Origin of the sequence: Roseibium sp. MMSF_3412 (assembly GCF_030733265.1) — a bacterium.
In the GTDB taxonomy this organism is placed as follows: Bacteria; Pseudomonadota; Alphaproteobacteria; order Rhizobiales; family Stappiaceae; genus Roseibium.
Genome location: NZ_JASHJI010000014.1, coordinates 67,408 through 80,293, shown reverse-complemented (window position 1 = coordinate 80,293; position 12,886 = coordinate 67,408). Strand labels below are relative to the sequence as shown.

The 12,886-nt window shown below is 59.1% G+C and carries 11 protein-coding genes; 6 read left to right on the top strand and 5 right to left on the bottom strand.

Features of this window, described 5'->3' with window-relative positions; translation table 11 throughout:
• Positions 1 to 169: 169 nt before the first annotated feature.
• The 4 genes from rtcR to RBB49_RS21185 all read left to right on the top strand — a co-directional run bounded on the left by rtcR (position 170) and on the right by RBB49_RS21185 (position 4,755).
• Positions 170 to 1,756 carry an RNA repair transcriptional activator RtcR gene (gene rtcR, locus RBB49_RS21200; RefSeq protein ID WP_306144893.1) on the top strand — a complete coding sequence of 529 codons (1,587 nt, stop codon included), beginning with the start codon at positions 170 to 172 and terminating at the stop codon, positions 1,754 to 1,756.
• A 298-nt stretch (positions 1,757 to 2,054) separates the two neighbouring features.
• Positions 2,055 to 2,567 (top strand): hypothetical protein, encoded by a 513-nt coding sequence (locus tag RBB49_RS21195; RefSeq protein WP_306144892.1) that lies wholly within the window; start codon positions 2,055 to 2,057, stop codon positions 2,565 to 2,567.
• A 197-nt stretch (positions 2,568 to 2,764) separates the two neighbouring features.
• Positions 2,765 to 3,451 (top strand): hypothetical protein, encoded by a 687-nt coding sequence (locus tag RBB49_RS21190; protein WP_306144891.1) that lies wholly within the window; start codon positions 2,765 to 2,767, stop codon positions 3,449 to 3,451.
• Positions 3,448 to 4,755: a radical SAM protein gene (locus RBB49_RS21185; protein WP_306144890.1), complete on the top strand. Its 1,308-nt coding sequence runs from the start codon at positions 3,448 to 3,450 to the stop codon at positions 4,753 to 4,755. Before RBB49_RS21190 ends, RBB49_RS21185 begins: the two co-directional genes overlap by 4 nt.
• Here the strand turns inward: RBB49_RS21185 and RBB49_RS21180 are convergent.
• Positions 4,752 to 5,354 carry a TetR/AcrR family transcriptional regulator gene (locus tag RBB49_RS21180; protein WP_306144889.1) on the bottom strand — a complete coding sequence of 201 codons (603 nt, stop codon included), beginning with the start codon at positions 5,352 to 5,354 and terminating at the stop codon, positions 4,752 to 4,754. The genes RBB49_RS21185 and RBB49_RS21180 overlap by 4 nt on opposite strands.
• 91 nt (positions 5,355 to 5,445) lie before the next feature.
• Between RBB49_RS21180 and RBB49_RS21175 the strand changes: the two genes are divergently transcribed.
• Both RBB49_RS21175 and RBB49_RS21170 read left to right on the top strand, forming a co-directional pair.
• Positions 5,446 to 6,546, top strand: a complete 1,101-nt coding sequence (locus RBB49_RS21175) for an NmrA family NAD(P)-binding protein (protein WP_306144888.1) — start codon at positions 5,446 to 5,448, stop codon at positions 6,544 to 6,546.
• A 28-nt stretch (positions 6,547 to 6,574) separates the two neighbouring features.
• On the top strand, positions 6,575 to 7,117 hold the full coding sequence (locus tag RBB49_RS21170; RefSeq protein ID WP_306144887.1) for a carbonic anhydrase: 543 nt from the start codon (positions 6,575 to 6,577) through the stop codon (positions 7,115 to 7,117).
• A gap of 59 nt (positions 7,118 to 7,176) precedes the next feature.
• On the opposite strand, the gene RBB49_RS21165 is transcribed toward RBB49_RS21170, so the two are convergent.
• From RBB49_RS21165 to RBB49_RS21150, 4 genes are all read right to left on the bottom strand, one after another.
• Positions 7,177 to 8,700 (bottom strand): caspase family protein, encoded by a 1,524-nt coding sequence (locus RBB49_RS21165; protein ID WP_306144886.1) that lies wholly within the window; start codon positions 8,698 to 8,700, stop codon positions 7,177 to 7,179.
• On the bottom strand, positions 8,690 to 9,748 hold the full coding sequence (locus RBB49_RS21160) for an OmpA family protein (RefSeq protein WP_306144885.1): 1,059 nt from the start codon (positions 9,746 to 9,748) through the stop codon (positions 8,690 to 8,692). Before RBB49_RS21160 ends, RBB49_RS21165 begins: the two co-directional genes overlap by 11 nt.
• Before the next feature lie 170 nt (positions 9,749 to 9,918).
• The gene (locus tag RBB49_RS21155) at positions 9,919 to 11,082 is read right to left on the bottom strand and encodes an iron-containing alcohol dehydrogenase (RefSeq protein ID WP_306144884.1); all 1,164 of its coding nucleotides are present in this window, start codon (positions 11,080 to 11,082) and stop codon (positions 9,919 to 9,921) included.
• Positions 11,083 to 11,318: 236 nt separating this feature from the next.
• Positions 11,319 to 12,707: an aldehyde dehydrogenase family protein gene (locus RBB49_RS21150; protein WP_306144883.1), complete on the bottom strand. Its 1,389-nt coding sequence runs from the start codon at positions 12,705 to 12,707 to the stop codon at positions 11,319 to 11,321.
• Positions 12,708 to 12,886 lie beyond the last annotated feature (179 nt).

The window sequence follows — 12,886 nt, the reverse complement described above, 5'->3', positions numbered from 1 at the left end:
GGTTGATGTCTGTGTCGAGAAGGAGAATGCCGCAACCTGACGCATGGCAAAACAAAAAACAAAAATCAGACTAACTAATTGAAAAATATAACTTTTTAACGATATTGACATTTCTATCAGGAAATAATCTTATATACACAGATAGTGAATTATAAAAATGGATAGATGCGTGAAAAAGAACGTCGTCATCGGCTTCCTCGGCACCCAACTGGACGCGGGCAAGAAGCGCCGGTGGCGGCCGTCGATTGCCGTGACGCAGCATGGTCTTTTTCCGGTTCACCGCCTGGAACTGCTGTACGACCGGGCCCATCATCGCCTGGCTCAGAATGTGAAACGCGAGATCGAGGACGCCAGCCCGGCGACCGAGGTGCTGTTGCAACAGGTCGATCTCCGCGATCCCTGGGACTTTCAGGAAGTCTATGGCGCCCTCTTCGACTTCGCGCGCGACTACGGGTTCGACGAGGATCGCGAGGACTACTTCGTCCACCTGACGACGGGGACGCATGTCGCCCAGATCTGCTGGTTCCTGCTGACCGAGTCCCGCCACGTTCCGGCCAAACTGGTACAGACGTCGCCGCCGCGCGGCGAGGACGGTGATCTGAGCGGCCAGTACAACATCGTCGATCTCGACCTTTCCCGCTACGACGCCCTCCAGCAGCGCTTCGATCTCATTGCGGAGGAATACAACGCGCTCCTGAAGGCGGGGATAGAAACCCGGAACGCCGCCTTCAACAGCCTTATCGAGCGGGTTGAGCTGGTCGCCACCAACTCCGATGCGCCTCTTCTGCTGCTCGGCGATACCGGGACCGGCAAGAGCGAATTGGCCGAACGCATCTACGAGTTGAAGCTTCAGCGGCGCAGGGTCAAGGGCCGTCTGGTTCACGTGAATTGCGCCACCTTGAAAGGCGAGCGCGCCATGTCGAGCCTTTTCGGCCATCGCCGTGGAACCATGGGAACCGGCAGCCCGGACCGACGCGGATTGCTGCGCGAAGCCGATGGCGGCGTTCTGTTCCTGGACGAGATCAATGAGCTCGGTCTCGACGAACAGGCGATGATCCTGCACGCCGTCGAGACCGGACGCTTCCTGCCGGTCGGCTCCGATCACGAGATCACCAGCCGCTTCCAGCTGATCGCGGGCACCAACCGCAACCTCGGGCAACTCGTCTCGGAGGGACGGTTCCGGCCGGACCTTTATGCAAGGCTGAATCTCTGGACCTTCCGGCTGCCGTCACTCACCGAACGGCGCGAGGACATTGAACCCAATATCGAGTTTGAACTCGACAGGTCCGAAAAGCTCCTCGGCAACCGGGTCGGCTTCAACGCGGACGCGCGCACCCGGTACCTGGAGTTCGCCGCATCACCGGCAACCCCTTGGCCCGGCAACTTCCGCGACCTCGGTGCATCGGTTCAGCGCCTGTGCACGCTGGCGCCGCGCGGACGTATCACCCTGTCGCTTGTGCAGCAGGAAGTCGAGGCGCTTGAAAGCCAGTGGACCAGCGCCGAGGTCAACCCCGATGATGTCCTGTTGCAGGATCTCCTCGGTGACAGGGTTACGGAGATCGACGCCTTCGACAGGGTACAGCTGGCCTATGTTATCCGTGTTTGCCGCAAAAGCCCTTCCTTAAGTGCGGCAGGCAGAACTCTGTTCGCGGCCTCGCGCGCAACAAGGACAAGCCGCAACGACGCCGACCGACTGAAGAAATATCTCGACCGGTTCAGCCTGAACTGGGCCATCGTCACGGCGGAAGAAGGCTAGGTGTGGTTTCCAAAAAGGTTGTTCACTCGCATCGAAGATCTGAGACTGGTTGGTGACCAAACACAATCCAAACCAAATTGACTTCATTTATGCGTGCGTACCCTGGCCCGCCTCCCTGTCCTCTTTGCCGTTTCATCGTCCGCAAGGCTCATAACAGCGACATCGCGGCCGCGTGAAAACGCGCGAGCGGACGTTGAAATAAACGTCAGAACAGGGAACACCCAGTTGAATGCAAGTTACCGACGGCCTTCCTAAATCAAGGGCGCAACAAGATTTGTAATCTGGAAGGCTAATGAACATGACGACACTTACTTCTGAAAACAGGTTGGTCGGCGCACTGCCCACCATCAACTTCGCAACGCTCGGACTGATGTTTGTCACCGGCTTCTTCGCAACGGTCGCATTTGATCTCTGGGGTCAGGTGATCAGCCCGGCACTCGGTTTTGCCAAGCTTTCCCCGCATGGTCTTGCACAGAGCCTGCTCGGCAGCCTCGGACTTCCCAACAATGCATTCGCCGGTTACTTCGTGCACTTCTATGTCGTTGGACTGATCGGCTACCCAATCGGCTGGATGTTCATCTTCGCACCGCTGTGGCAGCGCGTTATCGGCAACACCCACTGGTTCATCCCGTCCGCGATCTACGGCTTCGGTCTCTGGGTCTTCGCCATCGGCGGCATCACGTCCCTCGCAGGCCTGCCCTTTTTCCTGAACTTCACCGGCATCGTCTGGGTCGCCCTGATCGGACACGTTCTCTACGGCATCGTCATGGTCGCCATGCTGCACGTGATCGAGAAACAGCAGAACGCCTGATTTTCAGCAAACACCATGCGGGCGAACCACGCCCACATCCAAAAAAATCGCGCCACTTTGTGGCGCGTTTTTTTTTCATAACCTCACTGCACCAACACGTGTTGAAATGGATTGTCGAAGGATGAAATAAGGTAGTGGTGTTTTGAATTGCATCTCAGGTGGGCTTCTTACTGAACGGCCCGAATGGAGGCTGGCCTTTGAATGTTTTCTTGCGCGTGCTGGCTGACCAGGTCCGGCTCTTGTCCTTTAGAGCCTTCAAGCCGTCGCTCGCGGAGCACTGGCACATCTATCTCGGTTGGGGTCTCTTCACCACCTGGCTCGTCGGGATTGGCCGGTACTGGGATCACCCGAGTGCAGATTGGTGGCAATATGCGGGCCTCGGCTCTCTTGGATATGTTTTTGCCCTGGCGGCGATCGTCTGGGCCATTTCAGCCCCGCTCAAACCTCAGAATCTCAGCTACCGCAACATTCTGATCTTCATCACCCTTACCTCGCTGCCGGCGCTCCTTTATGCCATTCCAGTCGAGCGTTTCATGGCGCTCTCCTCGGCCCAGCTGGCGAATGTCTGGTTTCTCCTGATCGTTGCCGCGTGGCGGGTAGTTCTATTCGCAGTCTTCTTGCGCCGCGTTGGCAAACTCTCTGAAGTAGCTGTGGTCGTCGCAACGCTTCTGCCGCTTGCCCTCATTGTGACGGCGCTGACAATCCTCAATCTTGAGCAAGCCGTCTTCAATATCATGGGCGGACTTCGCGATCCGACTTCCAACGACAGGGCCTATGCCATTTTGGGTGCGATGACCTTCTTCTCTGTGGTCGCAACGCCTGTTCTCCTCATCATGTATGCGTTTCTGGTCATTCGCATTCACTCGCGAAAGGCTTCCGGATGAGGCTTGGCCTGATCGCCATGAGCGGTGTCCGGGTTCAGAACCAGGACCTGATGCAACTTGGTCTGACGCTGCCGGGATTTGTGGAACGCAGCAAGGTGATCGCATCGCTGCCAAGCCTTGCCCTTTTGACCCTTGCCGGTTTGACCCGGTCCGACATCGATGTCAGCTACCATGAGGTTCCGGACATTGCCGGTCCGGACGAATTTCCGGGTGAATATGATGCGGTCGCGATCTCAAGTTATTCTGCTCAAATCAAGGACGCCTATACTCTTGCAGATCACTATCGCCGCGAAGGAACCAAGGTGATCCTGGGTGGACTGCATGTCTCGGCGTGTCCGGAGGAAGCTGCTCGTCACGCCGATGCGATTGTCCTCGGCGAGGGCGAAGCGGTCTGGCCAAAAGTTATGAAAGACCTGAAAGTTGGCGCTCTGAAGCAGGTTTACGATACTCGTTCAAGTTCCTTCGATCTGCGGCACGCCCCCATGCCGGCGTTCGAACTGCTCGATATCGACCGCTACAACAGGCTCACGGTCCAGACCCAGCGCGGCTGCCCGCTTTCCTGCGACTTCTGCGCCTCTTCGATCCGCATCTCACCCAGGTTCAAGACCAAACCGGTAGAGAAAGTCATCGCCGAAATCCACCGAATTAAAACAATCTGGGAAAAGCCGTTCATTGAGTTTGCAGATGACAACACCTTTGCCAACAAGGCTCATGCAAAGCGGCTGGCCAAGGCCCTCGCAGGCGAGAACATTCGCTGGTTTACGGAAACGGATGTGTCGGTTGCAGATGATCCGGAGCTGCTTTCCATGCTGCGTGATGCCGGGTGCAGCCAGCTTTTGATCGGACTGGAGGCGACAGACAAGACGGTTCTGGACGGGATCGAGCAGAAGACCAACTGGAAGGCCAAGCGCGCCGACACCTATCTGGAGGCGGTTCACCGGATACAGCAACACGGCATCACCGTGAACGGATGCTTTGTTCTGGGGCTCGACGGACAGACCGAGGAAAGCTTCGAAGACGTCGCAAAGTTCGTCAGGGACAGCGGTCTTTATGATGTGCAGGTAACGGTGCAAACGCCGTTCCCCGGAACACCACTTTATGAGCGCTTAAAGTCGGAAGGACGCCTGCTTCGTTCAGATGCATGGGAAACCTGCACACTTTTTGACGTCAACGTACGACCCGACGGCATGACAGTCGATGAGCTTGAAAATAGGTTCAAGGACCTGGTGGCAACGCTCTACACAGACGATTTCACACAGTGGCGTCGCAGCGCTTTTCGCAAGCAGGTCCGCGGCGCGCACTAAACAGACTTGGCATCAACTTCCTTCGCTGTTTCCGGCCACGCGCTCCGGATCAAATCGGCACCCGTGTGTCCGGCGTCCAGTACCGTTTGCACGGTTTCTTCCCGTTCCGCCAGACGCGCGAGAGTGACGGTTCCGAGCATCAGCGCCAGCAAAGCAATCCCCTGCCCCGCATCCGTGCCTTCGCGCAAATGCTCCGACACTCTTTCCACGGCATGCAGGCCCTCAGCTTTCGCATCCGGCGAGCCTCTGGAAAGCTCTCCGGCAAGCGCTGCCAGCGGGCAACCATTGCCCCGGTTATCGACGTGGCACATCGACAGATACGTGTCGATATAGTCTGCACGCGCTGCGGCCCTCTCTTCCTCTGTCACGGCAGCCTCCATATCGGCAAGGACATCGTCGACGGCGAGCCTGAAGGCCGAGACCACAAGGTCGTCCTTTGATTTGAAGTGCCGGTAAAACCCCCCATGGGTAAGACCGGCCGCCTGCATGACGTCGGATACGCTCGGCGCTTCCACGCCCCGCTCACGGAAAAGCTGCGCGGCTTTCTCCAGTATCCGTTTGTGCGACTTGCGTTTTTCGGCTTCCGACATTCTCGGCATGGGCGCCTCTCTCCATCGGCTTGACAATTTAGATTTTATCTATCATCTATATTTTAAGATTACAATCATCATCTATAAGTGAGACGCGACAATGAAACCGAAAATTCTCGTGACCAGCGCAGCCGGCAAGACTGGTCTTCCAACCGCCCTGCAACTGTGTGAAAAAGGCTACCCGGTAAGGGCCTTTGTCAGGAGGCGTGACAACCGTTCGGCCCTGCTGGAACGTGCCGGTGCGGACGTTTTTGTCGGCAATCAATACGCATTGACGGACATGCACGCGGCAATGGACGGGGTGCAGCGTGCCTATCACTGCGCGCCGACAGCCCCCAATGGCCTGCACTTCAATGCCGTCTTCACGGTCGCCGCAAACGAGGCGAACCTTGAGCACGTTGTCACGCTCGGGCAATGGCTCACCTCTTCCGATCACCCGTCCCTGTTCACAAGGGAAGTCTATCTTTCCGACGCCTTGATCCGCCTGTCTCCGCGCTTGAGTGTCACCTCGGTCGATCCGGGATGGTTTGCCGACAACTATCTGATGGTGATCGACATGGCCGCTCATCTGGGTCTCTTCACGATGCCGCTCGGTCCGGGAGATAAAAAGAAAAACGCACCGCCATCAAACGAGGACATAGCCGCCGTCGCCGTGGCGGCCCTGACCGACCCGGAGACCCATGCCGGCAGGCGTTACCGCCCGACCGGCCCGGAACTGCTGTCGCCGAACGACATTGCCGCCGCGATGGGGCGGGCGCTCGGGCGGCGTGTCAGATACATGGACATTTCCGAAAAGATGATGACCAAGGCCCTGCGCGCCTTGCCGCCGTCCAATTATTCGGAAGCCGCCGTGTCTCAGCTTGCCATTTATGCAGAGGAATACCGGCGCGGCAGTTTTGCCGTCAGTGCGCCGACCGAAGACGTCTTGCGTCTGGCAGGCCGAACACCCGAAACCTTCGAAAGCATCGTGCGCCGGACAGTTGCCGCTCGGCCCGATCTGAAAAGAAACCTGACGGCGTCTGCCCGTGCACTTGCCGGCTTCCTGAAAATCCTTCTGACACCTGCCCTCGATCTGGAACGCATCCAGTCACAGCGGGACTACGTCCGCCTAGCAAGTCCGAACTTCAGCCAGGACACGCCGGAATGGACCGCAACACATGCGCCAACAATGCCGGTTTCCGCACCCACAAAAGTCGCCTGATTTTCTGTCATCGGAGGAATATGGAACCATGACCGACAACACAGCCATACTGGACCGAAACAGCCGCTTTGCGGATCGTTTTGAAGCTGCAGATCTGCCCATCTTGCCGAAACTCGGCACACTGATCCTTACCTGCATCGACGCCAGGGTCGATCCCGCCCACGTTCTTGGCCTCGATCTCGGCGACGCTGTCGTCCTGCGCAACAATGGCGGGCGGGTCACAGCGTCCGTCATCGACGAAATCGCAACCCTCGCCTTCATGGTGGGCAAAATGACCGGGAACCGCGACCCGAAATTCAACCTCGCCCTCATGCAGCACACGCAATGCGGCGCTCAGAACTTTGCCGATCCGGAGTTCCGGAATGCGCTTGAGGCAACGCTCGGGATCGACGTCTCGGCTTCCGCGGTCGTCGATCAGGAAACAGACCTGAAACGTGACATTGCAAGGCTGGCCGACGCGCCGGTGATCCCCGGCGGGCTCACCGTCTCCGCATTGCTGTATGATGTGAAAACGGGTCGTGTTCGCGAGATTTGCGCGCCGCGCAAGCTATCGGATATCCGCCGCGGCTGAGGTGGCAAGACGTTCGGATCCGTATCGGTCAGGTCAGTCTGTTCAGGCGACCGGAGTGGCTACTGGCATCCACCTTCGGCCCAGATCCGAAGCAACTGCTTGAACACACCGCCGAAGGGATGCTCTTTTGTGACGGCCCGTGTCTGGTCGTTCATATAGGTCTTGGCCTGGGTGCACAGGTTCGCCTGCTCCCACTGGTGACAGGACGCACAGGTCTTGTCTTTCCAGGCCGCTTCCGGAAGACCCTCGATCGGGGGGAAGCGGGGGCTCGCGGAAATCAGGTCGGAAATGCTTCGCGTCGCGATTTCCGGATCTCCGGCACCCAGCGGGGCGTTGAAGGCGACCACATCCGGCAGACCGCCGGAACTTTCGCCAGCCGTCACCTCAGGCGTTGGCGCGACCGGGACAATCGGCTCGGAGATCGGATCGGTCCGCGGCTCGTTCCGTTCGATGGTCTGCAGTTCCAGGCGCGCAAGCTCTGAAAAATGACCGTCCGGATAGGTATCCAGATAGTCCTTGTAGGCGTCGGCGGTGCCGGCCTGGCGGGCTGCCTCGATAAGCGCGCGCTCCGCATCGCTGGGATCGACGGAAACCGGAGCCGGCGCGGGCGCGGGCACTTCCGGATCGCTGGAGGACGCGGTTTCCTGCATCTCGCTGGAAACGAGATCCTGCAGCAGGGAGCGGGCTTCTCCTGCGAAGCGGCTCTCGGGATTGGCGCGCAGGAACAGCATCACCTGGATCGGGTCCTTGCTCAGCTTGACCGTTTCCCAAAGCTGGCGTTCCTGGATTTCCGCGGGCGACGGCATCACGGCGGGCACGAACTGGAAATTCGCGGTCATGGAGGACGTGTCCCACGGCGTCTGAACACCGTTGGTCGCTTCAAGAACATCGCGGCGCACATTCTTGAACAGCGTCTCGATGGGAACGCCGGGGGCCGACATCCGCCGCGCAAGCGAACTGGTGAAGGGACTGTTCGCACCGACCCCGTCAAGAGCGACTTCGCCCGGTCCCGTCGAATAGGCCAGGAACGTGCCGCGCGGTGCCTTCATCTCCGCGAGACCGTTCTCGTTGAGGTCCGGAATGGCTTCGAACGGATTGTCACGGCAGGCATCGAGAATGACAATATTTGTCTGGTTTCGCGCCGAGAACATCTGGCGCAGCAGCGCCTGTGCCGGAACGGCGACCAGGCTGAGATCGGCGGCATCTGAGAGATTCACATCGACGGGCAGCAGAAAGTTCGAACCGAAGGACTGCACGCCGTGTCCTGCGTAGTAGAAAAGGCCTGTCGCATCGTCATCCGCGTCCCGCAGCTTTCGGCCGAAATCGGCAATGGCCCGCGTAAGCTCGTCACGTGAAGCATCCGTCACCAGCATCACGTCAAAGCCGACGGCCTCGAGCGATTCAGCCATGAGAACGGCATCGTTCTTCGGATTGTCGAGCGGCGTGACATACGAATATGCCGAATTGCCGACCACCAGCGCCAGACGCGGATTGTCATCGTCGTCTGCCTGTGCCTGCGAGAACAGGAACAGGACAGGCAGAAGAAACAGCAGAGCCCAGCGAAATTTGGTCTTATTCGACAACAGTAAACTCGATACGGCGGTTGCGGCGCTTGCCGTCAGGTGTGTCGTTGGAGGCAACCGGTCTGGTTTCGCCATAGCCGACGCTGGAAATGCGCAAGGCGGAAACGTTCTTCGCGGAGATATAGTCTTCAACCGCTGCAGCACGCCGTTCTGACAAACGCTGATTGCCCGCCGCGCTACCATCGCTGTCCGTATGGCCGCCGACCTCGATCTTCAGATCCGGGCACCGCGCGATGATGTCGACAAGACTGTCGAGCAGCGGTGCGCTTCTCGCGTCGAGCCGCGCACTGCCGCTGGCGAAATAGATGTTATCGGTGCGGGACAGGATTTCGAAACGTCCCTTGCAGGCTTCGTCGTCCAGATTTCCTTCCGGTTCGATTGCCGTGGCTGCCGCCTCGGTCGCTTCCGGCTTTGCTTCCGCCACGACCTGTTCGCCGGCATTCTTGGAGAACAGGAAATCGAATGTCACGGTCGCAGACGGCACAATGGCGACATTCGCTGCTTCTTCCAGCTTCTTGATGCCGCCATCCAGGTTGAAGTCGCTGGTTGCGATCGAAATCGGTTCAGTCGATGAAACCGCAACGATATCCTCACCGACAAGCGTTACCGCGACCTCGGTTTCAAGTGGCTTGGTCACACCATGCAGCTGAAGATCGAAGGTCAGCGGGATGATTTTCCGCCTGAGTTTGGCAAGATCGGCCAGCGCAGCCGGGTCGATCGTCGTGGAGATCACGGCTTCCGGAAACTCGAACGTCTCGAAGAACAGGAAACGCATCCGCACGTTTCTGAGATCGATCTTGGTGTCGACGGAATCCAGGAAGATCCGGATTTCGGCCGAACCGTCCGGATCAATTTTTCCCTGATACTGGGCAAAGCCACTGCTCTCCACCTTTGTCAGGTTCTTCACGGACTGAAAGCGAACAGTGGATGCATCGGGCTGGAGTGTCCAGCCCGGCGCGAAAATAGTCCCTTGCGCGGTCACTGTCTGCGAAGAGAGCACAAGACAGGCCACACACAGGAATGACAGAGCAACCCGCGCTACCGTCATGATCAGGTCCCCTCACTTCAATCTGGCATCGGCGCTACACTAAGGGCGTATTCGTTACGTTAGTCTTACAACGCCGATGGCTCAATGGAATGTTCCGCACAAGTGATCAGGGATCTTGTGCGCGGAACTGCACTGATATGGGGACTTTTCCACTTCCTCGAATTGAGTGGCTAGACAGTGCCGAGCTGAGCCCTGTCGAAGATCTCGAGTGCACCGTCTTTCGTGAGTTCGACCGGATTGCCGCCAGCCGTCGGGTCGACGATTGCCATCTCGGCAATCAGATCGCGCTTGCTGTCGTCGACATTGAGACCGGACAGCGTGTGCGGCACATCGAGGTCATCGCGCAGTTTGAGCACGGCATCGAGGACGCCCTGATAGCCACCGGCAATTCCCAGGAAGCCGCCGAGGCGTTCGAATTTCTGCTCGATGGCCGGTCTGTTGAACTGCAAAACATAGGGCATGAAGACCGCATTGGTCATGCCGTGATGGGTGTCGTAGAGGGCTCCGACCGGGTGCGAAAGCGAATGAATCGCGCCAAGCCCTTTCTGAAACGCGACCGCCCCCATTGCAGCGGCGCTCATGAGATGGCCGCGCGCCTCCAGATCATCGCCGTCGGCGGCCACCTTCGGCAGGTTTTCGAAAACAAGGCGCATGCCCTCAAGCGCAATACCCTCTGACATCGGGTGATACATCGGGGCCGAATAGGCTTCCAGGCAATGCGCCAGCGCGTCCATGCCGGTTCCGACCGTGATGAACCGGGGCATGCCGACGGTAAGCTGCGGATCGCAGATCACGATTTCCGGTAGCATCTTGGGATGGAAAATCACCTTCTTGGTGTGGGTCGCCTCATTGGTGACGACGCCCGCCCGGCCGACTTCGGACCCGGTTCCCGCCGTTGTCGGAACCGCGATGATCGGTGCGATGCCGTCGGCGTCCGCCCGGGTCCACCAGTCGCCGATGTCCTCGAAATCCCAGATCGGCCGCGTCTGGCCGGACATGAACGCGATCAGCTTGCCGGCGTCGAGACCCGAGCCGCCGCCGAAGGCAATGACCCCATCGTGGCCGCCGGCCTTGAAGGCGGCAACGCCGGCGGAAATGTTGCTGTCGACCGGGTTCGGCTTGACGTCCGAAAATACAGCAGCTGACAGACCGGCGGCCTCAAGGCCCGCGATGGCATCGGCGACCATCGGCAGGCCGGCAAGACCCGGATCGGTAACCAGCAGGGGATTGGTCATGCCGGCCGCCTTGACGGCATCCGGCAATTCCCTGATGCGTCCGACACCGAAGCGAACGGACGTTGGATAGGACCAGTTGACGTTGGGAAGTGAACTCATGGGGATCTCTCGAATTCTGACAGTTCTTTTCTTGTAAACCAGCGAGCGATTGCAACTTCAAAAGGGGACCTGCGCTCTTCTGTTTTTGCCCCTGCATGTGCAGGGCCTGAAGCCCATCGGTCAAAACAAAAGTCACCTGCCCCGTTTCGGGTGAATGGCTCCCGGCCTTCCACTCCGGGTCGGCCGGGAAAACAACACAAGGGATGCGCGCGGTCCCGGTTCCTCTTTCTCCGGCCTCAATGCTCCACGCGGAAGTGGAACGATTTCGGCCGTGTCAGGTTATGGAAGCCGATCTCCGAAAGCGCGGCGCCCTTGCCCGTCTCCTTGACTCCTGTCCAGACCAGAGCCGGATCGAGATAGTCGCAGCGGTTCATGAAAACGGTACCCGTTTCGATCCTGTCGCCGATACAGGCGGCAGCATCGACGTCTTCGCTCCAGATCGACGCGGTCAGGCCATAGGGGCTGTCATTCATGAACTGCAGCGCTTCCTCGTCGTCCTTCACTTTCATGATGCCGACAACAGGTCCGAAACTCTCTTCCCGCATGACCGACATCTGGTGGTTCACGTCGGTCAGAACCTGCGGTGCCAGATACGGCGTGCCATCCTTGTTTTCCGGAAACGCGGACAGGTCGACATGTGCCTTTGCGCCCTTGCGCAGCGCTTCGCCGGTCTGCTCGCGCACCCAGGCCGCGAACCGGGCCTGCGCCATCGGGCCAAGCGTCGTCGCCTCGTCCAGCGGGTTGCCCAGCTGATATTGCTTCGTCAGGTCGACAAACCCGTCCACGAACCTGTCGAACTGGCTCTCGTGCACGTAGACACGTTCTATGCCGCAGCAACACTGTCCGGCATTGTAGAAGGCACCGTCGACGAGGTTGCCGATGGCATAGTCCAGATCGGCGTCGGCGCGCACATAGGCGGGGTCCTTGCCGCCAAGCTCAAGCCCGAGCGTCGCGAACGTACCCGCCAGCGCCTTTTCGATCGCCCGGCCACCGGCGACGGAACCGGTGAAATTGACATGATCGATCAGGCCGGAACCCAGCAGTTTTTCAGTGCCCGCATGCGTCAGCACGATATTCTGGAAAACGCCTTTCGGCAGGCCGGCTGTTTCAAAGGCCTGTGCAAGGCGCTCACCGACCAGCAATGTCTGCGCGGCGTGCTTCAGCACGACAGCATTCCCGGCCATCAGGGCGGGCATGATGGTGTTGATGGCCGTCATGAACGGATAGTTCCAGGGCGCGATCACCATGACGATCCCGAGCGGCACCCGCCGGAGGTAGCGCTTGAAGCCCGGCTTGTCCGTCCGTTCGATATCGGCGAGCGCGTCAGCTGCAATGGAGGCACAATACTCGGTCCGCTCGATCGTGCCGCCAAGCTCACCGCCATAGCGCACGGGACGGCCCATTTGCCAGGCAAGTTCGGGCACGACATCGTCGTTCATTTCCTTCAGCGCTTCCAGGGCCTTCATGCAAAGGGCGACGCGCTCGGCAATCGGAGTTGCCGCCCAGCCTGCCTGTGCGCTTCTGGCCGCCGACACGACCTTTTCGACCGCAGCCTCGTCCAGCGCGGGACGCTCCGCATAGACCGACCCGTCTACGGGCGAAATCAGCTTGATCACATCTGACATTGTTGCCTCACTACATCCTCTTTACGAGGGTTCTCTGATTACGTTTTTTCGAAAGCGCCCTCATCCTGAGGAGAACCGAAAGGTTCGTCTCGAAGGATGGGCCACTTGTCCGGACCCGGCCGCCCATCCTTCGAGACAGCGCTTTCGCGCTTCCTCAGGATGAGGGGTGGGCCAGGGCA